The organism is Pseudoduganella flava, from assembly GCF_007830495.1.
In the GTDB taxonomy this organism is placed as follows: Bacteria; Pseudomonadota; Gammaproteobacteria; order Burkholderiales; family Burkholderiaceae_D; genus Rugamonas; species Rugamonas flava.
Map to the genome: position 1 here is coordinate 90,895 of NZ_VLKW01000009.1, position 23,293 is coordinate 114,187.

A 23,293-nucleotide genomic window follows, 5' to 3' on the forward strand; every position below is an offset into this window, starting at 1 on the left:
ATTGGGGAGAGTTGCTCCCCTCATTGTCGCCATGGAGGATGCAATCGATGGATAACCTGGAAGGCGTCGGCGTCTTTGTCGAAGTGGCCACGGCGGGGAGCTTTGCCCAGGCCGCCGAGCGATTGCGCGTTACCCGTTCGGCCGTCGGCAAGGCGGTGGCCCGGCTGGAAGCGCGGCTGGGCGTGCGCCTGTTCTATCGCACCACCCGCCGCCTGGCACTGACGGACGACGGCCAGGCCTACTACGAAAGCGCGCAGCGCGCGCTGGCCGAGTTGCGCGCGGTGGAAGCGGCGTTTGACGACGGCCGCCACGAACCGGCCGGGCGCGTGCGCATCTCGGTGCCGGTGCTGTTCGGCCGCCACTGCGTGGCCCCGGCGCTCGTCGAACTGGCGCAGCGGCACCCGGCGCTGGATATCGAATGCGTGTTCAGCGACCGCGTGCTGGACTTGCCGGAAGAGGGCTTCGACCTTGCCGTGCGCATCGGCACCCTGCCCGACAGCGCCACGCTGGTCGCGCGCAAGCTGGGCATGCAGCGCATGTGCCTGTGCGGCGCACCGTCCTACCTGGCGCGCCACGGCGTGCCGGCGGACGCGGATGCCCTGCTATCGCACGCGGGCGTCGTGTATGCCCACAATGGCCGCCCCGTGCCGTGGCAGCTGTACGGCCCGGACGGCACGGTGCGCGAAGTCACGCCGCGCAGCCAGCTGCGCTTCGACGACCTGCAGGCCATCGCCGACGCCGTCCTGGCCGGCGCCGGCCTGGCGTGGATGCCGTGCTGGCTGGTGGGCCCGGCCGTGCTGGCAGGCCGGCTGGCGATCGTGATGGAACCGGAGCAGGTGGTGGCGAACGACATCCACCTCGTCTGGCCGCACGCCAGCCGCATCCCGCTGCGCGTGCGCGCCGCAATCGACGCGCTGCTGGAAAGCATCCCGCCCCTGCTGGCACACCGCGACGTGCGGTGCTGAGCCGCAGCCTACGGCACAGCTCGTGTCCCGCTGGGGTCAGACCCCGACAGGACACGAGCTCAACCAGAACCACGCCGCGCGTGTGTCCGATGCCCCGGCTCAGCTCGTGTCCCGCTGGGGTCTGACCCCGGAAGGACACGAGCTGAGCCATTGCCGCGCAAGCGAGCTCCTGCACGAATTCGCCCACCGTGCTATCCTGCCCGGCTTCGTTTTCGTCGCACCATCCCCCATGCAAGAAGCAGCACTTCCCGATTCCCAGATTCCCACCATCATCGCGCCCCGTGGCGCCGGCCTTGCCGAACTGGCATTGGCGCTTGGCGGCCTCGCCATCGGCACCGGCGAGTTCGCGTCGATGAGCATCCTGCCGCTCGTCGCGCGCGACCTCGGCACCACGTTGCCGGCGATGGGCCACATGATCAGCGCCTATGCGCTCGGCGTCGTCGTCGGTGCGCCGCTGATCGCGATCTTCCTGGCGCGCATGCCGCGCCGGATGATGCTGATGTGCCTGATGCTGATGTATGCCGTCGGTAATTTCCTCGGCGCGCTGGCGCCCACGCCGGCCCTGCTGATCCTGGCCCGCTTCGTGGCCGGCATTCCGCACGGCGCGTATTTCGGCGTCGCCGCGCTCGTTGCCGCCGGCCTCGTCACGGCGGACAAGCGCGCGCAGGCCGTCGGCCGCGTGATGCTCGGCCTGACGGTGGCCAATATCTTCGGCGTACCGCTCGCCACGCTGCTGGGCGAGATGCTGGGCTGGCGTTCCGCGTTCGGCATCGTCGGCGGACTGGCGCTGCTGACGGTGGCGATGGTGGCCCTGTGCCTGCCGCATATCCCGGCCGGCAATGCCAGCGTGCGCGGCGAGCTGGGCGTGTTCCGCCGGCTGCAGGTGTGGCTGACGTTGCTGATGGTCGGCATCGGCTTCGGCGGCATGTTCGCGATGTACACCTACGTGACGCCGACCCTGCAGCAGATCACCCACGCGACGCCGCTGCAGATTTCCGTGCTGCTGGCGCTGATCGGCGTCGGCATGACGGTCGGCAGCCTCGCCGGCGGCTGGTTCGCCGACCGCGCGCAGACAGCCACGATCTTCAGCGTGCTGGTCTGGGAGGCGCTCGTGCTGGCCGCCTTTGCGTGGACCAGCTCGAATCTGTGGCTGGCCGGCCTGAACCTGTTCCTGATCGGCACCGGCATCGCCGTCGTGCCCGCCGTGCAGACGCGCCTGATGGACGTGGCCGGCGATGCGCAAACAGTCGCGGCCGCGTTGAACCACTCGGCGTTCAACGTCGCCAACGCGCTTGGCGCATGGGCCGGCGGCATGGCGATCGCCGCCGGTTACGGCCTGACGTCGACCGCCCTGGTCGGCGCGATCCTGCCGCTGGGCGGCATCGCCGTGCTGGCGCTGTCGATCGCCGTCGACCGCGGCAGTGCACGGGCCGCGCTGTCGGCAGCCTGAACCACGAAATTCCGGGAACCTATCGAACCCGGCCCTGTCTATCGTTCATCAGGCCGCCGCGGTGGCGCGGTGCCTGCACGACACGGGGCCGCGCATGGAGGCTACGCAGCAGGGCCAGGGACAAGGTGAAGGTCTAGGCCAAGGCCAAGGCCAAGGCCAAGGACAAGGCCAAGGACAAGGCCAAGGACAAGGCCAAGGTCAAGGCCAAGGGCAAGGCCAAGGACAACTCGACCGCTATGCCGGCCAGCTGGGCCCATTCCTGAACCAATTGCGCGAATACGCGCTGTTCATTCTCGATACAGCCGGCACGATCCGCACCTGGAATGCCGGCGCCGAGCGCCTGAAGGGCTACGGCGCGGCCGACATCCTCGGCCAGCATTTCTCGATCTTCTACACCCCCGAGGAGCGGACGGCGAACCGGCCGGCCGAGGCGCTGGCGCTGGCCGCGCGCGACGGCAGCTTCAGCGAGGAAGGCATCCGTGTGCGGCAGGACGGCAGCTGCTACTGGGCTTCGATCGTGCTCTCCGCGCTGTATGACGAGCAAGGCACGCTGCAAGGCTTCGTCAAGCTCGTGCGCGACATCAGCCCACGCAAGATCAGCGAAGCGGCAATGCGCGAAAGCGAGGCGCGCTACCGTGCTCTGTTCGAACACAGCAACGATGCCGTGCTGCTGATGGAGCCGGACGGCACGATCGTCTCCGCCAACCCGGCCGCGCTGCGGCTGTTCGGCTATAGCGAGCGGGAAATGCTGACGTTGCGGCGGGAGCAAGTGATCGACATGGCCGATCCGCGCGTCGCGCCCGCTTGCGAAGCGCGCGCCGAGACCGGCGAGGCGAGTGCCGAGATCACATTCATTCGCCGCGGCGGCGAACGCTTCGAAGGCAGTGTCTCGTCCAGCCTGTTTCGGGACGGCACCGGCGGCATGATGGCCAGCATGATGATACAGGACATCACCCGCCGCAAGGCCGAACAGGAAGCGTTGCGACGCAGCGAGGAGCGCTTCCGCGCCACGTTCGAGCACGCGCCGCTGGGCATCGCCGAGTGCGCGCTGGATGGCCGCTTCCTGAACGCCAACCCGAAGCTGCTGGACATGCTGGGCTACAGCGCCGACGAGTTCCGCCACCTGTCCGTGCACGCCATCACGCACCCGGCCGACGGGGAAGAAACGCTGGCGCTGTACCGCCGCCTTGCCGCCGGCGAAGTCGATGCGCACGTGATGGAAAACCGCTTCCTCCGGCACGACCGCTCGTTCCTGTGGGTGAAGGTGACGACGGCGCTGCGCCGCGAAGGCAATGTGCCGCTGCACACGGTGGCGATCGTCGAGGACATCACGGAACGCAAGAAGGCGCAGGAAGACCTGCGGCGGGCGATGGAGCAGTCGTATCACCTGGCCAACCACGATCCGCTGACGGGCCTGGCCAACCGCGCCCAGTTTCCGGACCGGCTGCGCGACGCGCTGGCCTACGCGCGGCGCGACGATCACATGGTGGCGCTGCACCTGCTTGACCTGGACCGCTTCAAGCTCATCAACGACTGCCTCGGCCACCACGTGGGCGACGTGCTGCTGCGCCAGGTCGCCGAGCGCATCCGCACGCACATCCGCGCCAGCGACCTGGCGGCGCGCCTGGGCGGCGACGAGTTCGTGGTGATCCAGACGCATCTTGCCGACCCGACGGCCGCCAGCGCGCTGGCCGAGAAGCTTGTCGAGACGCTGGGCCGGCCCTACGCGATCGAGGGGCAGGAGGTGCACAGCGGCGCGTCGCTCGGCATCGCCGTGTATCCGCTCGATGCGCAGGATGGCGAGCAGCTGATGAAGCTGGCCGACCTGGCGCTGTACGAGGCGAAGGGGCGCGGGCGCTACAACTTCCAGCGCTACCGCGACGAGATGGGCGCGGCCGCCCGCGATGCCCAGCGCAGCGAGCGCGAGCTGCTGCGCGCGCTGCACGAGGAAGAGTTCTGCCTGCATTACCAGCCGCAATTCGACATCCGCTCGGGCCGCATCGCCGGCGTCGAGGCGCTGATCCGCTGGCATCATCCGGAGCGCGGCCTGCTCACGGCCGGGCAGTTCATCGACGATGCGGAGCAGGCCGGCTTGATGCTGCCGATCGGCGAATGGACGTTGCGCACGGCCTGCCGCCAGCACCGCGAATGGAGCGGCGGCGGCTTTGCGGCGCCGCTGACGGTGAACGTGTCGGCCCGGCAGTTCAAGCATCCGCGCTTCCTGCCCGTGCTGCGCCGGCTCGTGCAGGAAAACCGGGCATGCCCCGCGCTGCAGCTGGAAGTCAGGGAGAGCCTCGTGCTCGATCCGAAGTTCCCCGACAAATACCTCGCCCAACTGAAGGAACTGGGCGTGGCCCTGGCGCTGGACGCGTTCGGCACGGAGCTGACGGCGCTGTCGTCGCTGTCGCGCTATCCCGTCGACGTCGTCAAGCCCTGCGGCACGCTGATCGAGGATGCCGGCACAAAGGAGGCCGAAAGCAGTGTGCTGGCCGCGATCGTCGGCATCGCGCATGGCCTGGGCATGGCCGTCTGCGCGCAGGGTGTGGAGACCAGGCAGGCATGGGAATCGGCGCGCCGGCACGGCTGCGACACGGCGCAGGGCAATCTGCTGAGCGAGCCTGTCGATGCGGAGCGGATGGGGGAGCTGATCGCGGCCGAGCACGCCGGCTGAGGGGCGCGAGCCGTCCTCCGCCGCTGCGCCGCGCACGCTATACTCGTGGCCCAGCCGAGAAACACCGACCACGATGACCGTAGAGACCCCCGAAGACGACGACCAACTGAGCCTCGACCTGGACCTGCCCGCGCGCGGCATCGCTCTCGTCAAGATGGAAGGCAGGGTGTTCCTGCGCATTGCCGGCAGCGTCGATCACGCCGGACTGCACGTGCCGTATGCGCTGGTGCCGGCACAGGGCGTGCTGGCCAAGCCGTCGAAATGGCGCAAGCTCGATGCCGAGGCGCGCGCCGCGCTGATCCGCGAGCGTTCGAACGAGCGTGCGCTGCGCGAGCTGCATGGCGCTGCCGCCGGCTTCGTGCGCGAGCTGGCCGGCGAGTGCGACGAATACGGCCTCGCGCCGATGGACTTCCTGCACACGCTGGCGGACCTGCAGACGTCCGAGCCGGCCACTGTCGTGTTCGACCGCATCCGCCAGCGCCTGGGCCACGCCGTCGAGCGCCAGCGCGAGGAGCGGCATGCGGAGCGCACGCGCCAGAGCATCAACCTGGCCGAATACCCGGCGTCGTTCGAGGTGGCGCGCCGCCTGCCGCGCAAGTTCATCGCGCTCCTGGGCCCCACCAATTCGGGCAAGACGCACAAGGCGATGGAAGCGCTGGCCAAGGCCGCAAGCGGCGTCTACCTGGCACCGCTGCGGCTCCTGGCGCTGGAGAACTACGAGCGCCTGCTGGAGGTCACGCAGCACGGCAAACCGCTGGCCGTCAGCCTCGTCACGGGCGAGGAGCGCCGCCTGGCCGAAGGGGCCACGCACGTGGCCAGCACGGTGGAGATGCTGGACACCCGCACGCCGGTCGACGTGGCCGTGATCGACGAGATCCAGATGCTGGCGGACCGCGACCGCGGCGCCGCGTGGACGGCGGCCGTGTGCGGCGCGCCGGCCCGCACTGTGTACCTGGTCGGCGCACCGGAAGCGCGCCGCGCCGTCGAGGCGCTGGCCGAACGCCTGGAATGCCAGCTGGAAGTGCACGTGCTGAAGCGTAAGGGGCCGCTGGCGATGGAGCCGGGGCCCGTGCGCAAGGTGAAGAACCTGCGGCCGGGCGATGCGCTGATCGCGTTTTCGCGGCGCGATGTGCTGATGTGGCGCGACATGGTGGCCGAGATGGGCCATTCGGTGGCCACCGTGTACGGCAACCTGTCGCCCGAAGTGCGGCGCGCGCAGGCGCAGCGCTTCCGCGATGGCGAGGCGGACATCGTCGTCGGCACCGATGCGATCGCGATGGGCCTGAACATGCCGATCCAGCGCATCGTCATGACGAGCACGATCAAGTTCAACGGCTACGAAGAGGAAGAGATCCCGGCCGCGCTGGCGCGCCAGATCGCCGGCCGGGCAGGGCGCTACGGCATCCACGAGGAAGGCCTGGTGGCCGGCTACGACGCGGACAGCCACGAGGTGATGCGCTCGCTGCTGAAGGAAAAGCCCGTGCCGCTGAACACGACCGGGTTCGCGGTGGCGCCCACGCTGGAGCACCTGCACCGCATCGCCGCCGTCACGGGCGAAACGTCGCTCGCCAAGCTGCTGAAACGCTTCATCCACAACATCGACGTGCCGGACGGCTTCTTCTACCCGCGCATCACGGAAGACCAGATGGAGCGCGCCACATGGCTCGATACGCTGCCGCTGTCGGTGGCGGACAAGTTCACCTTGTCGCTGGTGCCCGTGTCGACGAAGGTGGTGGCGCTGCAGAACGCGTGGGAGCACTGGTGCGTGGCGCTGTCGAAGCAGCGCACCACGCGCCTGCAGGAAGGCACGTCGCTGTACTACATGACGTTGCAGGAGGTGGAAGACACGTGCCGCATGTACTCGGCGTATGCGTGGCTCGGCTACCGCCTGCCGGACTACTTCCCGGACATCGAGCTGGCCCAGGAACTGTCGCGCCGCGCGTCGGAGCGGGTCGATTCGATGCTGCAGGACCAGAACACGGCGGCGCGGCGGCGGCACCGCCGGCGCTAGGGAGCGGGCGGGATGAAGGAGAACCGGCAATCCGCGGTGGAGCACCCCAGTTCGATGACCTCGACGGGGAATCCCACCGGCTCGGCAATGACGCGGTTGCCGTTCAATTCGAAATAGACGACGTCGTCGCGCACATACACCCGCACGTGATGCGACATGCCCAGCGCGGCTTCCGCGTCCAGCCGCTGCTGCGGCTTGTCTACGAGCTGGCTTTGCACGCGCTTGGTCACCGCCAGTTGCGTGTCGTCCCCATACCGCGACATTGCAAGGCATACCCGGTCGCTCGGCGCTTCGGCCGCGACGCACAGCGACAGCACCGGCACCCACTTGTCATGCTTGCGCGGCGTCTCCATCGACACCAGCAGGTCGCGCGCAAAGCGCGGGTCGAAGCGGAATTCGCTGATGTCCCATTCACCGGCGCGCTGCCGCAGCACTTCGGAGCCGCCGTGCTCCAGCTCGTCGCGGGGAAGCTCGGGCTCCGCGCTGGCGGCGCGGCGGCGCCATGCTTCCGCCTGGGCCTTGTCGCCGGTCCGGTCGTACAGCACGGCGAGCTGGCCGAAGGCTTCCGGCATGTCCTTGTCCGCGGCCTTGCGGCACCAGTCGAACGCCGTGTCGGTGGCGTCCGCGCCGCGCTCGACCTCCCTGCGGCACTGCGCCGCCAGCGCCATCGGATGACCGTTCAGCGCGTGCGCCAGCAGGGAATCGGCCGGGCGTGTGGCCATCGACAGCCTTTGCGGCGGCTGCGGATCTGCCGGCGGCACGACGACCAGCGCAGCCTTCGCGGCCTGCGGCAACTCGACCGGCTTGCCATTGATGACCAGGCTGCCGTCGCGCCATTCGATCGACGTCAGCAACGCATCCGCTTCGACGCGGGCCCAGCCGTCGCCGACGGCCTTGCCGACGATCCCCGCATACAACTGCTCGGCGGTAGGCGCGCCCTTGGCCGTGTTCCTGGCCGCGAACGCCGTGGCGATCTCGCGCACGAGCGGCAGCGGTACCTTCGCGTCGAAGCGGAACTTCAGCTTGCGCGTCAGTTTCGCCACGGAGGAGAAGTCGTCGTTCGTTACGCCGGGCAGCGCGACGGTGCCGTGCACGCTCGCGGTATGTCCCTTGTAGCGCGCGCTGATGTCGTCGATGCGCAGTTCCGCGCCGGAGAGCGCCAGTTGCTTCAATTGCGCATAGACGAGGTCCTTGTCGCCGGCTTCGGTCTGCGCGATGCGTGCCACGGCAGCCCGGTCGAGATTACGCAACTGGAACGCCATGTGCAGCTGTTCGAGTGTGAAGTCGGCCACCTTGAGCCGTTCCACCAGCATGTCATAGTCCTGGTGCATCGACTTGCCTGCCGGGCTGGTCGTGCTGCGGCCGCGCAGGTGGATGAAGTCGGCAGGCGGCGAGTTCGGCGCTTCAAAGCGCACGTTCTCGGCCGTGAAGTGCGTCCTGCCGAACCACAGGCCGTCCGTACCGCGCCGCTGCTGGCTCTTGCCGGCCGCATCCTGCACCGTCAACGTGCCTTTGGCCTGGGCATGAACGGCTCCCGGCCACACGAACGTCGAGTCCATCCGGCGCGCGTCGGCGCTGTGGTTGACCTGCCACGTCAGCGGTTGCCACGTCGTCGTTCCGTCGATGCCGGTGTAGGCGCCGGCGGGCAACGTCAGGCGCTGGCGCTTCGGCGCGCCGCGCTTCGACAACAGTTCCACGCGCAGCGGTTGCCGGCTCTTGAACACCCGCTCCATCGCGTCCAGCTGGTCGGTCGTCGGCGCCTGCTGCTTCGCCAGCGGATCGACGTGGCGTTGCAGTTGCAGCGACAGGCCTTGCAGCGCGCGCTGTCCTTCGGCACGCAGGCGTGCATCCTCGGCATGGGCGCGGCGGGCCGTCTCGGCAGCATCGGCGGCGTCGCGCGCGGCTTCGGCCGCGAGGGCGACCGGATCGGTGGGCGTGGCAGCGGCGGGCGGCTCGGCCGCGGCGGCCGAGCCGAACGTGGCGGCGGCGAGCATCGCCAGCAGGGATGGTACTTTCACAATTCGATAGGGGAAATGGTTGAGCAAGCCCCGCAGTCTAGCGAAATTTCTTTTCGGAAAATGCGCAAATAATCACAACGATGCACAAAATGCTGGTAATTGCGAAACTGGTAAGCTTTCCAACTATAATTGCCCGATGAACTCTTCCTCCCGCCTGGAACTCGTCGACGCGCTGCGCGGCTTCGCGATCGTGTCGATCATGCTCCTGCATAACCTCGAACACTTCGACCTGTACCACCTGCCGGACGGCCAGCCGGGCTGGCTGGTGGCGTTGGACAAGGGCATCTGGGAGACGGCGTTCTTCCTGTTCGGCGGCAAGTCCTACCTGATCTTCGCGCTGCTCTTCGGGCTGACGTTCCAGATCCAGTTCGCCCGCCGCGCCGCGCAGGGCGAGGATTTCCGGCCCCGCTTCGCGTGGCGCATGGTGCTGCTGCTGGGCTTTGGCCTCGTCAATTCGCTGTTCTACCAGGGCGACATCCTGTCGTACTACGCCGTGATGGCGTTCGCGCTGCTGCCGGTGGCGCGGCTGGGCGACCGGGCCGTCCTCGCGATCGCCTGCGCGTTGCTGCTGCAACCGTACGGCTGGTACGAGGTGCTGCAGGCGCTGCCGCAGCCGGATGCGAAGCTGGCCGACCCGGCATCGTGGACCTATTTCGGCCGCGGCAACGCCTACCTGGCGAACGGCACGCTGCTGGAGACGTGGTACGGCAATCTCACGAACGGCAAGACGGCCGCAGTGCTGTGGAGCTGGGAAAACGGCCGCATGTTCCAGATTCCGGCGCTGTTCATGCTGGGCATGCTGGCGGGCCGCGCCGGCGTGTTCGCGCTGTCGGTAACGAACCGCGCGTGGTGGCGGCGTACGCTGGCCGTCGCCGCGCTGTGCTTCGCGGCGCTGTACGCGGCCAAGCTGGGCATCGAGAGCCAGGTGGCGGGCGAAGCGCTGCGCCGGCCGCTCGTAATGATCGTCAAGTCGTGGGCGAACTTCGCGCTGATGGGCGTGATCGTGGCCGGCTTCGCGCTGCTGTACCAGCAGGGTGTGGTGACGCGCGCCTTGCAGGCGTTCGCGCCGCTCGGGCGCATGAGCCTGACGAGCTACCTGATGCAATCGGTGGTCGGCACCACGCTGTACTACGGTTTTGGGCTCGGCCTGTACCGCTACACGGGCGCTTCCGTGTGCCTGCTGATCGGCATCGCGCTGGCGCTGCTGCAGGGGCTGTTCTCGGCATGGTGGCTGAAGCGCCACAAGCAGGGGCCGCTGGAAACGCTGTGGCATCGCGCCACGTGGGTCGGGGCAGGGCGGACGCAGGCCGCGGCCGTTTAAGCCTCTTCCGGATCGATCCACCGCACCCGGCCGTTACCCGCCTCGTTCAACCGGGCGACGAGCGCCGGCGCCGCGGTTTCCGGCAGCGTGAACTCGCAAACGACATCGTCGCCATGCGCCACGTCGCCCAGCGTGGCGCCCGCGGCATCGAGCTCGCGCCGCAGCAAGCCTTCCAGCGCATACGGCACGGCGCAGCGCAACGTGCGCGCTTTGACGATTGCAATGCGTTCCGCCTTCAGCAACGCCTGTGCGACGCTGTCAGTATAGGCCCGCACAAGGCCGCCGGCACCCAGCTTGACGCCGCCGAAGTAGCGCACGACGGTGGCCAGCACCCCTTCCAGATCCTGGTGCCGCAGCACGTCCAGCATCGGCCGGCCCGCGGTGCCGCTCGGTTCGCCGTCGTCGACGGCGGCCGACTGGCCGCCCGCCAGCAGTGCCCAGCACACGTGCGCGGCGCCCGGGTGTTCGGCCTTCTGGCGCGCCACGACGGCTTGCGCGGCGGCCCGGTCGGTCATCGGCTGCACGCAGGCGATGAAGCGGCTTTTCTTGATCAGGAGTTCGGCGGAGCAGGGGGCGGCAAGCGTATGGGGCATCGGTGGCGAAACGTGGGGCGACGGGGCATTGTAACCGCCCGGTGCGCCCGCCTGGAATCACGCGTAGCTGCGCAGCCGGGTGGCGAAGTCGCGCAGGATCGTGATGCCGGAGCGTTCGGCCTGCTCGCACCATTGCCGCAGATGGGCTAGCAACTCCTCCGGCTGGGCATGCTTGCGCTGCCACAGCTCGGCCAGTTCCGCGCGCAATTGCTGCATCTCCCACAGCGCGCTGTGCTGGCGCAGGCTGTGCGCCAGCGAGGCCGCCTGTTCGCCGGTGACGAACGCCGGGTCGCGCCGCAGCAGCCGGTACACCTGGGCCAGCGAACGTTTGTCCGCGCCCATGTCGCTCCTGGCGGCGCGGAATGCGCGGCACAGCATGCGGCGGTAGCGCGCCATCACCTCGTGCCGGTTGGCGATGATCGCCTGCAGTGTGTGCAAGTCGGCGACGGCTTTCGGCACCGCGCGGCGCGCACGCGGCACGACCCGCGTCACCTGCGCCAGCCGGCACGCCTGCAGCAGGCGGATGTACAGCCAGCCCACGTCGAATTCGAACCATCGTGCGGACAGCTTGGCCGACGTGGGGTAGGTGTGGTGATTGTTGTGCAGCTCCTCGCCGCCGATCAGGAGGCCCAGCGGGCCGATGTTCGTGGCCGCATGGGGACCGTCGTAGTTGCGATAGCCCCACCAGTGGCCCAGGCCGTTGACGACGCCGGCCGCCGTGATGGGAATCCACAGCATCTGCACGGCCCACACGGTGAGCCCGACGACGCCGAACAGCACGACGTCGATCACGAGCATCAGGCCCACGCCCTGCCACGTCCAGCGCCCGTACACATGGCGCTCGATCCAGTCGCTTGGGGTGCCGGTGCCGTACTGTGCGACGGTGGCGGCATTGGCGGCTTCGATGCGGTACAGCTCGCTGCCTTCCAGCAGCACGCGGCGGATGCCGAACACGGCCGGGCTGTGCGGGTCGCCGTCCGCTTCGCAGCGGGCGTGGTGCTTGCGGTGCACGGCTACCCATTCGGCCGTGACCATGCCGGTCGTCAACCAGAGCCAGAAACGGAAGAAATGACTTGCCAGCGGATGCAGCGTCAGGGCGCGGTGCGCCTGGCAACGGTGCAGGTAGATGGTGACGGCGGCGATCGTGACATGGGTCAGTGCGAGCGTGCAGGCAACGATCTGCCAGGCGCTCCAGTCGAGCACTCCATGCGACAAGAAGGCGAGAATGACGGATTCGTCCATGCTGTTCCTTTCCGATCGGGGCCTGGTGTCAGCATAGCCAGATTCGCCTGGTGCGTCGATGTACGCACGTCAAGCTGAGCCCGGCCGCAGCGGCGGCCGGGCCCGGCAACGTCAGCTGCGTGTCGCGGCCAGCTGGCGCCGGCGCAGTGCCGCCACGCCGATCAGGCCCACGCCCAGCATCGCATACGTGGCCGGCTCGGGAACGGCCGACACGTCCACGCGCGGGTTCGCCACGCCGAAGGCGATGTCTTCGCCGCCGCTGTTGAGCAGCATGATGTCCGTGAAGCCGAACGTCGAGCTGCCCGCGCCAACCGCCTGGAACGTGATGTTGGCCAACGTGCCCGAGCCCGTGACGCCGGAGATCGGGCCGATCAGCGTGTTGTAGAAGAACGAGATCGTGCCGGCCGAGTTGTCGATCGCGCCCGGCGCGCCGAACGACGTGCCGCCCGTGACCAGGATGTCGCCCAGCGCGACCGACGTGGCCTGCAGCACCGTCGGGTCGAACGAAATCGAGAACTGGTACGTAAACAAGTCCGGCACATCGATGATCTGCACGGCGACGGCGACGGACTGGCCGACGTTTGCCGGGTTCGGGCTGGCGGTGGCGGTCAGCGTGGCCGCACCGGCTTGGGCGGCGGCAAAGCTCAGCAGTGCGGCGCCCAGGTATTTTTTCCATTCACGCATGTTTTCTCCTTGTTGCCACCAGGGGCAGTGTTGTCGACGCCGGCTGGAACGATTTCCCGCCGGCGCCGGTTGCAGCAGTGTTACCTCACTCCGAAACTGTGGTCAGCGTCGGGTTTCACCCTCAGCTTCCACCCTCAGCTTCCACCCTCAATTGCATGCCGTGCCCGCTGCCACGCGCCGGGCGACGTAGGAAAGGTCGCGTGCATCGATGACCCCATCCTGCACCACGTCCGCACGGCCGTCAAAGCCAATCTGGCCGGTACGCTTGGCATACAACGCTTTGATGAGACCCAGGTCGCCACAGTCTACCTGCCCATCGCCGTTCACGTCGCCCGTCAGGCGGATCGTGAAGTTCGCGTTCGACACGTCGAAGAACACATTGCCCACGGCCTCGACCTTGATGCGTGCCGTCGTCGTGGCAATGGCCGGCAGCGTCACGGACGCGCTGCCGTCGTTCGGCGTGCTGTCGGCCAGCACGTACGGCCACGTCTTGCCGCCGTCAGCCGACAGCGTGATCTTCACGTTCGCGGCGGACACCGGTGCGACGTTCGTGTTGGCCACGCTCCACGTCACCGTCTGCGCCGTTCCCGCTTCGAGCGACACCGCGGTGTTCGGCGCCGTGACGAGGAACGGACCGGCGTTCGGTGCCAGCACGAGCTTCGTGTCGGCACTGGCAACGCCGCCGCGGCCGTCGCGCGCCGTCAGCCGGAAGTTCAGCGACGCCGGGTTCGCGTTCGTGCCCGGCACGCCCACGTAGGCCGCGGTCGGCAGGTATTCCGAGTAGCAGTCGATGTCGGCGGCGGTCGGCGTGGCGGCCGGCGTCGGGCAGGCGCCCGTCTGCGCGTTGGTGTTGTTGGCCAGGACCTGGTCGAGGTCCGGGAACACGCGGGTCGGATCGGCCGTCGTGTGGTTCTCGCCGGGCGAATCGTATTCCAGCGTGTCGGTGGCGCTGACGAGCGCACGCTTGCCGAACTGGCGGAACAGCGGGCCGTTCGTCTTCGCGTTGCTCAGCAGCGTGCTGCCGGTACCGCGGTCGTTCTGCTCCCACATGTAGGTGACCGGGTCGCCGTCGGCATCGCTGGCATCGCCCGTCAGCGCGAACGGCGTGCGCACGGGAATGGTGTAGCCGGCCGGCGCCGTGACGACGGGGGCCGCGTTGCCCGTGGCGGACAGCGCGCCGCCCCGGTTGGTGCGCCCGCCCGCCACGATCTCGCCGGCAAAGCCGCTGCTGCCGGCCGTGAAGTTCACCAGCTGCAGCTGCGCCACGTTGGTGCCGGCGAGCGTGCCGCCGAAGGTTGCCGTGAAGCCGTTGTTCGACACGCCGGTAATGCTGACGACGCCGCCCGCCGGCCAGCCGGCGATGCCCTGGATCGCGGCCTTGATGCCGGCCGCCGTGTAGTTGGTGCCGCGCACGATCGGTGCCGACAGGTTGCCGTTCCAGCTGACCTGGAATTGCTGGCCGGTGCTGGCGAAATTGCGCAGCGCGGCCGCCTGCACTTCATTGAGCGACGCTTCGGGGCCGGAGACGTAGGCATTGATCTCGTCGAAGCTGCGCTGCGACCAGTAGGGATCGCTGTGCGCCTGCAGGTTGTCGGTGCGGCAGATGCCGGCATAGGCCATGATCGACGAGCCGCTGCCCGGTTCGATCGACGTGTCGTCGTTGCCGTTGCCGCCGCAGCTGCCCTGCGTGCCGTTGAACGTGTGGTTGCCGGAGAACTGGTGGCCCATCTCGTGGGCCACGTAGTCGACCGCGAACAGGTCGCCCTCCGGCGTTTCCACGCCCGTGCAACCCTGCGCCTTGGCATTGCCGCCGACGACGCCGAGGCTCGCCACGCCGCCGCCCGGCGTGCCCAGCGCGATGTGGCCGATGTCGAACTTGCTGGCGCCGACGAGCAGGCCCGTGACGATCCGGTTGCGCGACAGCGTCGGGCTGCCGCAGCTTTCCGCCTGGTCGGCGGTGAAGCAGGCCGCGCCGCCGCAGGGGCCGTTGGTGCCCGTCATCTGCGCCGCCGTGTTCAGGTTCAGCGCATCGTTGCCGTCGATGAGCACGAGGCGGATCGACGTCTCGTCCTCGTAGATCTGCGTGACGCGGTTGATCAGCGTGACCTTGGCCGCCGTCACGTTGGCAGCCCCGCCGAAGTAGGTGGCATAGGCCGGGTCGGTGACGAGCGCCAGGCGGTACGTGCGCAGCTGCGTGCCGGTGGCGGCATTCGCCGCGACGCCGGCGTCGACGACGTGGTACGAGGCCGTGCTTTCGGCGCGGCCGTCGCTGGCCACCACCTCGAACGCACCGGCGCCCGCGCTGCCGGCAGGCAGCGTGACGGTGACGGTGCCCTTGCTGTCGGCCGTCGCCACGGCGCTCTGCAATGCCGTGCCGTCGCCTTCACTGCGCACCGTGACCGTCACGCTGGCGCCCGGCGCGAATCCGCTGCCGCGCACCTCGACGTTGTCGCCTTCCTGGTAGAAGCCGCGCGACAGCATCAGCCGCGCCTCCCCGGCCGCCGATTCGACCAGCGGACCGTGCTGGTTGGTCAGGTCGCGGGCGTGATAGCTGGCGTACAGGCTGTCGTCCAGGCGGTAGTACGGGTCGACGTACCAGCCGCCGTTCGGCGAACGCACCGACGCATGCAGCCCGAGCGGCGTGATGTCCATGCGCAGCGTGGCGCTGGGGTCGTCGATGCCCTTGCCCTTGTACGTCTTGATGTCGGGATGCTGGGCCGCCAGGCCCGGTTCCATGATCGACGATTCAACGAGGGCGAAGCGCTGGTAGCCGCCGTCCGGGTGGGGCAGGGCGATCGTCAGCGCGTTGCCGATCGAGCCGTCGGGCCGCTCGGCCGGCGCACCGGCCGTCAATGCCTTCATGCCGCCCTTGTCCAGGGCCGCGCCATGGAAGCGCTTCAGCTTCAGGGCGGGCCGCTTGGCGCCGCCGACGGTGAGGGACTCGGAAGCGACCGGCACGTCCTGCCAATAGGGCGCGGCAGCCTGGTTCACGACGGGTTGGACGGTGGCCTGGGCGGCGTGCGCGATCGGCGCGGCGGCAAAGGCGAGGGCGATGCAGAGGGCCAGGGAGGATTTCACGCCTGGTCCGGTGAGCCCGCCGTGGTACGGCGGAATCGACGGCTTGTTTCTCATGCGGTGTCCTTTCGCGACGGTGTTCTACGCTTGAAGTGGCTGGTTCTGTTGTTCTTTCGCTGTCGTGCTTGAAGTAGTGCTTGAGTGGTGCTTGATGTGGTGCAGTGCGTGCATGCATTGCTGCTGAGCTGCTGTGCTGCCGATCCGATGCCTGCATCCGTTGTGCGGGAAAATCCCGTTCCGCCGTCTGGCGCGGCGGTGGCGTTCACCGCGGCCGATCGGCTCAGTGAACTCGACCATGCTATTGCTTATTTGTTACTTGACACAAGTTTAATTTTTATCATGTTGTAAATAGACGAATCGGCTTGCGGTAAGGCGCATGTAATCTCTCTCCGGCAGCGGCCGCTACATGGCGATGGTCTACAATGCGCCTTCGCCATCGCCGCTCACCTCCTTGTCCCGCGCCGCCTTGTCCCAGCCTGCCGCCTGTTTCCGCCACGACCTCGTGCGCTCCCGCCAGCTCGTCTGCGCCGCCTGGCTGGCCGCGCTCGTGGATGGCGCACGCGTACCGGAGGCGCCGAGGCCCGGATGGCGCCTGCTGGAAGTGGGCTGCGACGGCGCAGGCGACTACATGCAGGCACACGTGCCCGGTGCGCTCCGGCTCGACACAAACGCCATAGAGGGGCCGCCGTTATGGAACAAGGTCGCTGACGACACGCTGCTCGGCGTGCTGTGGGCGCTCGGTATCCGGCATGACACCACCGTGATCCTGTACGGCCGCAACAACCTGGCCGCCGCGCGCGCCGCGCACCTGCTGCTGTACGCGGGTGTGACGGACGTGCGCCTGCTCGACGGCGGCTTCGCGGCCTGGCAAGCGGCCGGGCTGCGGATTGAAACGGGACCGCCGCCGCCTTGCCTCCCCGTGGCGGATTTCGGCGCGCCATTTCCCGGCCGGCCGGATTACCTGATCGGCCTGCCGCAAGCACGGGCGCTGCTGGCGAGTGCGGACGGCGCCCTGGTCAGCATCCGCAGCGAGGCTGAATTCCTCGGCAAGGTGTCCGGCTACCACTACATCGCCGCCCGCGGCGACATCCCCGGCGCCCGCTGGGGCAGGGCCGGTGCCGACGGCGACGTCAACAGCATGAGCGCGTATCACGACGAGGCTGGCCGGATGAAGCCGGCAGCCGACATCGCCGCCTTCTGGGGGCCGGCAGGTGTGGTGCCGGGACAACGCAATGCGTTCTACTGCGGCACCGGCTGGCGCGCGTCGCTGGCCTTCTTCTATGCGTGGCTGATGGACTGGCCCGACATCTGCGTCTACGACGGCGGCTGGCTCGAATGGAGCCGGGCGGTCGCCTGCGAAGCTGCCTGAGATATGTGGTAGCGATGCCATGTATATGTTTTTGGCATAGCGGATGATAAATAATCAATAGCAAGTCGCAAAACCGCTGTGCCTAAAATGGTCCGGCAGCGGCCGACTATCACACAACAATGGCCGCGCACGGTAACGATCTGTGCTGCGGGAAGCAGGAGGAAATCCGGTTTAAAACATAACAAATGGAGACAAGAAAGCGATGCATACAACAAGAATGCGCAAGAACGTCCTGGCTGCGTTGATTGCCGAAATGCTGATCGCCGGCGGGGCAGCCGCGCAAACGGGCGGCGACGTCGACCCGTCCGCGCGGGTGGTGGTGACGGGCATCCGCGCCTCCCTCAGCTCGTCGCTGAACACGAAGCGGATGCAGGAAGGCGTCGTCGACGCCGTGTCGGCCGAGGATGCCGGCAAGTTCCCCGACACGAACATCGCCGAGTCGCTGCAGCGCGTGACGGGCGTGCAAATCCAGCGCAACAACGGCGAGGGGCGCTACATCTCGGTACGCGGCCTGGGGCCGGAATTCAACAACGTGCTCGTCAACGGGCGCACGATCACCAGCGATACGGGCGGGCGCGAGTTCTCGTTCGACCTGCTGTCGTCGGACCTGATCTCGAAGGCGCTCGTGTACAAGACGTCGCAGCCGTTCCTGCCCGAAGGCGGCATCGGCTCGACGGTGGACATCCAGACGGCCCGGCCGCTGTCCGGCAAGACGGGCCATACGTCCGTCGTCAACGTGTCGCACTCGTGGGACTCGAACTCGAAGGAGCACACGCCCAACATCAGCGGCATGTACTCGTTCGCGAACGACGATCGCACGTTCGGCGTGACAGGCTCGATCTCGTACACGGACCGCGCATCGAAGCAGAACAAGGCCATCAACGATGCGTGGAACTACCGCGACGTGTCGATGATTAACGGCGACCTGAACTCAAGGGGCCTGACGATGGCCGACGTGACGACCCGCAAGCTGTACATCCCGCAAAGCTACGGCTTCCAGCAGGAGAAGGAAAGCCGCAAGCGCACGGTGGCGAACCTGACGGTGCAGTACAACCCGTCCCCCGCCTGGAAGATGACGGCCGACGCGCTGTACTCGCGCCTCGACCAGCGCAACGACGTGATCGCGTTCAGCGACTGGAACAACCCCGTGCAGCTGGGCGTCAAGTACGACCAGAACGACCAGATCACAAGCTTCCTGCGGCCCGGTGCCACGTTCTACGCGAACAACCCGGCCATCGCGGGCCCCGGCAAGCTGCTGGGCGAAGCCAACTCGAACGATATGATCGTCAAGGGCGGCGACCGGCTGTCCGAAACGAAGGCGTTCGGCCTGAACTCGAAGTGGACGCTGGCGCCGGAATGGCGGCTGGAGGGCGACGTGTCCACGTCGCGCACCACGTCGCGCTCGCCGGACATGTGGGTGGTGGCCGGCATGGTGCCGAAGAACGGCGACACGCTCGTGTTCGACGCGATCCCGTCGATCACGTTCGGCGACAACATCGCCGATCCCACGGCGGTGCGCGCCCACGCGGTGTCGAACGGCGACGTGCACAACCGCGACAAGCTGCACGAGGGGCGCCTGAACCTGTCGTGGGATCACGAGATGGGCTTCTTCAAGGGCTTCGATACGGGCGTGTCGTACTCGCAGCGCGACGTGGGCCGCACGAAGTGGGAAAGCGATTCGTGGAACGCGTTCTCCGGCTACCACGTGTCGCTGCCGGCATCGCTGTTCACCGTCACGCCGCTGGACGGCTACTTCGGCGGCGGCAAGGTGCCGTCGTCGTACCTGCGCTTCGACCCGTACGAGTACATGGCCTACCTGAACCAGCCGGCCCTGATCGCGCAGTCGAACGATCCGGCGCTGTACTCGGACAAGACGAAATATCCGAACGGCCCGATGGCGATCGACTACCGCAATCCCGCATCCACCTGGGGCGTGAAGGAAAAGGTGGCGAGCTTCTTCGCCGACTCGCGCTGGGAAGGCGAGGGCTGGTCCGCCAATGCGGGCTTCCGGTACGTGCACGTGAAGTCGATGTCGTCGGGCGTCAGCCGCACGCTGATCTCGGCCACGAAGAGCCCGAACGACACGACGTACATCCTGAACTGGGGCCCATCCGCGCCCACGACCGTGGAGAACAGCTACCACAGCTTCCTGCCGTCCGCGAACCTGAAGATCGACGTGACGCGCGACATGCTGCTGCGCTTCGGCGCATCGAAGACGGAAACGCGTCCGACGCTGTCGCAGATGGGCGTGGACAACTGGTACGGCGGCCGGTTCGGCGACGTGCAGACCGGCGGCGGCAACCCTTACCTGAAGCCGATGCAGTCGAAGAACTTCGACGTGTCGTACGAGTGGTATCTGTCGAAGACGAACTACGTCAGCGCCGCGGTGTTCTACAAGAAGGTGTCGGACTTCCTCGAGACCCGGCTGGTCGACATGCGCATCCCGCAGTACGACGAAGTGGTGCACGACTCGCGCGTGCGCAACGGCCAGAGCGGCAAGATCAAGGGCGTCGAGATCGCCGGCCAGTACGCGTTCGATACGAACATCCGCTGGCTGCAGGGCTTCGGCGTCGCGGCGAACTACACGTACGTCGACGCGAACGCCACGCGCGAAGGCGATGCCGGCGCACTGGAGTGCGGCTACCCGGGCCTGTCGCCGCAGTCGTACAACGCCTCGGCGTTCTACGAGAACGACCGCTTCCAGGCGCGCGTCAGCTACAACTGGCGCAACCACTACTCGGTGGACTGCGGCGGCGGCAGCACCTTGCCGCGCAACCGCGCGGCGTACGGTCAGACGGATGCGAGCCTGCGCTACAACATCACGCCGACGATCGCCTTGTACGCCGACGGCATCAACCTGGGCAACAAGCGGATGCGCGAGTACGCCAGCAACGAGAGCCAGTTCCTGACGCTGGAGGATGTCGGGAGAAGGGTGAATGTGGGGGTCAGGGTGGCGTTCTGAGTATCGAACGTCAGCCGTCCTTGTCGGGCAGGGGATCGCCCGACAGCTGAAAGCGGCGGCGCAAGCCGAACGGCCTTCGTACTCCCCTGGGGGCCGGCCGCCAGGGGAGGGCGAAGACCTCGTGCTCGTGCAGGGTCAATGTCCACGGCACGCCGCCGAAGAAGTCGAACCGCAGCGTGCTGCGGTCGACGATACGCAGGTTGGCGAACGCGCCGGTCGTATAGGGCGCGCTCAGCGTCGCCTTGTCGAGCACCGTCAACGCGGGGTTCAGCAAATAGATCCGCAACGTTTCCTCGTACGGGATGTCATCGCTGGCGAACACCAGGAAGCCGTCATCGCACTCCACACAGGCCTCGAGCACCGCACCGGCGATCGTGACGCTGCTCGGATGGCCGTCAATCAGGATCTCGCTCAGCGGGTGCGCCTCGTCCGCCTGAGGCAGCGGTCGCAGATCGAATCGGGAGCGGGACTGGATTTTCATTGCGTTACCAAAGATAGGTTGAACCGAAAGCGGCCAGCACTCCGCCGACAAAAGCGCCCACCGTGACGCAGACCGGGGCGCCCGGGCCACAAGCCAATCCCGCCACCGCCCCGCCGGCGACGCCACCTGCGATGCCCGCGCCGTTCGCTGCCAGTTCCTTCTTGAATGCGGTACCCTTGTTCGTTGCGGTCGCGACGTTGTACACCGACAGCGCGACCGCGACGACGATAAGTCCCCTGCCTGCATAGCGCATCCGTGCCATGGCACGCGTCACCGCGGCATTCGACCGTCCGGCGGACGAAACGATTTCCGCATAAATTGCGTTCTGACGCGTTGTCGACAACCGTGAAAACACCGCCCGCTCGCCATGTGCACGTACCGTTTGCCTGGCGATCAATTGATTGAGGGTGTAACCCTGTGCCTTGATCCGCTGTGCCACCGCGCGGCCAACGGAGGGGACTGCGGCTCCTTACGATGCCCATCACTACGTTGGGCGCCGTTGGCGCGCGGATCGCCCAGTTTTCGGGACGATGCGTTGAGAACTTATCCAGGGTGCTGTCGGCGTAATCGCCCTTCGAAACGTTTTGCGGCTTCGGGGCGTGAAGGCTGATCGAAGGATACGGAGGAAGTCGTACATCGCTAGCCTAGCGGTTTCGACGAGCCTCAACACGTTACCTGTAATTATGGCCATGCACAATTAAACCGAAATAAACTGGACATTATGGTTTAACCTGCTCAGCTCCTTGCTCAGCTTCGATAGGCCACACTTGGCAAAGAAAGGGAACTTGGAATAATGTTTACCCATTGAGACAAAACAGAGATTGATACTCCCTGGCATAGGGCGCTGATGTGTAATCCATGAAATGTCTAAGTTTGGGTATAGCGAGCTAACAAGGATGCTCAACTTTTTGCGGAAGGCATCGTCGGGCCCAAACGTAAGTTCGACCGTTCGTCTCACCTGCTCGGATAGATGGCTAAAGTGGTGCGATTTCCCCACGTGCTTGACAAAGTAAAGTGTCTTGCTTTGAACGTCCAGAATGTCGCAGAACTCGAACTGCGATTGCCCACCTCCATGGCGAATATTTTTTGCATCGAAGAGGTAAAGGCTTGCGCTTCCTAATGTACACGACGAGTTATAGACGCCTTCATCGTCCGTTGAATTCCATGGTTTCAGAGGGTGTCGGTCTGGTACGGCTAACCTCATAAGCTCTTGGTTAACAGAAGCAATGAATGATGATGAGGCTCTGTACCATCTCCCAGACGATAGTACATAGTCTCCGGTCGATCCGTCTTCGTCAACGGAAGTTTCGAATCCTATGCAATCGTATATGTTCGAGACAAATACCCTCTCCTGTTTCTCGTCCAGAAAGTGCACACTTGTCGATTTGGCACTGTAAACCGTTAAAGGTAGCTTCTGTTGGTTAAGGTAGCTTTGCCAAGCGCTTGGCATTAAGTAAGGAACGTACGGCCTTCCATTTTTTCCTTTTGCCGGTAACCGCCCGATAACGTAACCGAAGGGAGGGGGCAGCTCAGAGTTCCGTTGTGCAGGAACTACCAGATTTAGTTCCGAGAACTTCTCTTTATTTCTGAATGTTTCCTCGAGCTTTTTGTCCAGCGCCTCCAGTTCAGAAGCGTCAGACAGCAATACGAGATTGTCGATCTCGGGCCAAATGGATTGGAAGTCAGTTTTCTTTTCTAAGGCGGATACAATGCTTAGCACCTCACGCAACTTCGAAAACTGGATATTTGCTTTTAAGGAAGTGCCTCCTCTAATTTTACTTCCAAGATGCGTAGCGATGTTTTCGCTCGGTTGTCCCTCAATAGTATGTACGAGATCTCTATCGCTCTCCAGTGAGAATTTTTGGACAGAGGAGGGCTTCGGAGCTCGCTCATTAGATAAGTGCCATGCAGCAAATACTTGTTCAGCCTTCAACTCCGTGAGCTGGTTTCTCGCAATGCAGTTTAGAGCGACCCTGATCCCAAATCTGGCTACTAACCACTCGTCCTTTAGCAATGCCCAAGCATGGCCAAATGTAAGCGCAAAGTGCTCATCGTTACATTTCACATATAACATGCCCCCAGGGTGCAATCCGATGAGATTTAGCTTCGTGTCTGGGGGAAGTAAGCGCTCGACTGCCCCTAGCCAGCTGGGTGGAGCGGTTTCTCCAGGCAGAGGGAAAAAGCGTCCTTCAAGCCCCTCCATGGCGGATAAGGTTACTGCCGTTTTGTCGGTCGGAGAGAAAATCCTTTCGAGTTCTGGGAGGTACTTCATGTGCAGGCGAAAAATGCTCACCTGTTGTCTTGGTTCATCATCCTCCACGGGCGTCTCGGTGCCCGGAAGTTTCTGAGCAAGTGCATGCTTGATCGATGTGCTCGCATCATTGCCGCCCATAATGTGTCCCTTCTTTAGTGCTGCCCAGTCAGCGGAACCCGGAACTCTTGGTTTCTGAT

16 protein-coding genes are annotated in these 23,293 nt (G+C 66.2%); 8 read left to right on the forward strand and 8 right to left on the reverse strand.

The genetic code is table 11. The features are described 5' to 3' along the window. The first annotated feature begins 47 nt into the window (after positions 1–47). From IP92_RS21330 to IP92_RS21345, 4 genes are all read left to right on the forward strand, one after another. Positions 48–965 carry a LysR family transcriptional regulator gene (locus IP92_RS21330; RefSeq protein WP_145878903.1) on the forward strand — a complete coding sequence of 306 codons (918 nt, stop codon included), beginning with the start codon at positions 48–50 and terminating at the stop codon, positions 963–965. Positions 966–1,194: 229 nt separating this feature from the next. Continuing rightward, entirely contained in the window at positions 1,195–2,415 is a 1,221-nt protein-coding gene (locus IP92_RS21335) for an MFS transporter (RefSeq protein WP_145878905.1), read from the forward strand. 268 nt (positions 2,416–2,683) lie between these two features. Continuing rightward, entirely contained in the window at positions 2,684–5,086 is a 2,403-nt protein-coding gene (locus IP92_RS21340; RefSeq protein ID WP_158206821.1) for a sensor domain-containing protein, read from the forward strand. Between the two features lie 73 nt (positions 5,087–5,159). After that, positions 5,160–7,097, forward strand: coding sequence for a helicase-related protein (locus tag IP92_RS21345; RefSeq protein WP_229418900.1), 1,938 nt, complete (start codon positions 5,160–5,162; stop codon positions 7,095–7,097). Here IP92_RS21345 and IP92_RS21350 read toward each other — a convergent pair. Beyond that, positions 7,094–9,115, reverse strand: a complete 2,022-nt coding sequence (locus IP92_RS21350; RefSeq protein ID WP_145878910.1) for a DUF945 family protein — start codon at positions 9,113–9,115, stop codon at positions 7,094–7,096. The genes IP92_RS21345 and IP92_RS21350 overlap by 4 nt on opposite strands. A gap of 136 nt (positions 9,116–9,251) precedes the next feature. Between IP92_RS21350 and IP92_RS21355 the strand changes: the two genes are divergently transcribed. Then, entirely contained in the window at positions 9,252–10,436 is a 1,185-nt protein-coding gene (locus IP92_RS21355) for a DUF418 domain-containing protein (RefSeq protein ID WP_145878912.1), read from the forward strand. Here IP92_RS21355 and IP92_RS21360 read toward each other — a convergent pair. From IP92_RS21360 to IP92_RS21375, 4 genes are all read right to left on the reverse strand, one after another. After that, positions 10,433–11,029, reverse strand: coding sequence for an IMPACT family protein (locus tag IP92_RS21360; RefSeq protein ID WP_145878914.1), 597 nt, complete (start codon positions 11,027–11,029; stop codon positions 10,433–10,435). The two genes, IP92_RS21355 and IP92_RS21360, sit on opposite strands and share 4 nt — an antisense overlap. A 57-nt stretch (positions 11,030–11,086) precedes the next feature. Then, on the reverse strand, positions 11,087–12,271 hold the full coding sequence (locus tag IP92_RS21365) for a DesA family fatty acid desaturase (protein WP_145878916.1): 1,185 nt from the start codon (positions 12,269–12,271) through the stop codon (positions 11,087–11,089). Between the two features lie 111 nt (positions 12,272–12,382). Continuing rightward, a complete protein-coding gene (locus IP92_RS21370; protein ID WP_145879288.1) occupies positions 12,383–12,955 on the reverse strand; it encodes a cohesin domain-containing protein in 573 nt (190 codons plus the stop codon). 147 nt (positions 12,956–13,102) lie between these two features. Then, positions 13,103–16,087 carry a reprolysin-like metallopeptidase gene (locus tag IP92_RS21375; RefSeq protein ID WP_145878918.1) on the reverse strand — a complete coding sequence of 995 codons (2,985 nt, stop codon included), beginning with the start codon at positions 16,085–16,087 and terminating at the stop codon, positions 13,103–13,105. 108 nt (positions 16,088–16,195) lie between these two features. Here IP92_RS21375 and IP92_RS21380 point away from each other — a divergent pair, with 108 nt between their 5' ends. From IP92_RS21380 to IP92_RS21390, 3 genes are all read left to right on the forward strand, one after another. After that, positions 16,196–16,378, forward strand: coding sequence for a hypothetical protein (locus tag IP92_RS21380; protein ID WP_145878920.1), 183 nt, complete (start codon positions 16,196–16,198; stop codon positions 16,376–16,378). A gap of 118 nt (positions 16,379–16,496) precedes the next feature. Continuing rightward, complete coding sequence (locus IP92_RS21385) at positions 16,497–17,399, forward strand: sulfurtransferase (RefSeq protein WP_229418901.1); 903 nt, start codon at positions 16,497–16,499, stop codon at positions 17,397–17,399. A gap of 217 nt (positions 17,400–17,616) precedes the next feature. Next, entirely contained in the window at positions 17,617–20,361 is a 2,745-nt protein-coding gene (locus IP92_RS21390; protein ID WP_229418902.1) for a TonB-dependent receptor, read from the forward strand. Between the two features lie 10 nt (positions 20,362–20,371). Here the strand turns inward: IP92_RS21390 and IP92_RS21395 are convergent, their stop codons facing one another. From IP92_RS21395 to IP92_RS21405, 3 genes are all read right to left on the reverse strand, one after another. Then, positions 20,372–20,842 (reverse strand): hypothetical protein, encoded by a 471-nt coding sequence (locus IP92_RS21395; RefSeq protein WP_145878924.1) that lies wholly within the window; start codon positions 20,840–20,842, stop codon positions 20,372–20,374. A gap of 4 nt (positions 20,843–20,846) precedes the next feature. After that, a complete protein-coding gene (locus IP92_RS21400; RefSeq protein WP_145878927.1) occupies positions 20,847–21,281 on the reverse strand; it encodes a hypothetical protein in 435 nt (144 codons plus the stop codon). A 258-nt stretch (positions 21,282–21,539) separates the two neighbouring features. After that, entirely contained in the window at positions 21,540–23,234 is a 1,695-nt protein-coding gene (locus IP92_RS21405; protein ID WP_145878929.1) for a TIGR04141 family sporadically distributed protein, read from the reverse strand. Positions 23,235–23,293 lie beyond the last annotated feature (59 nt).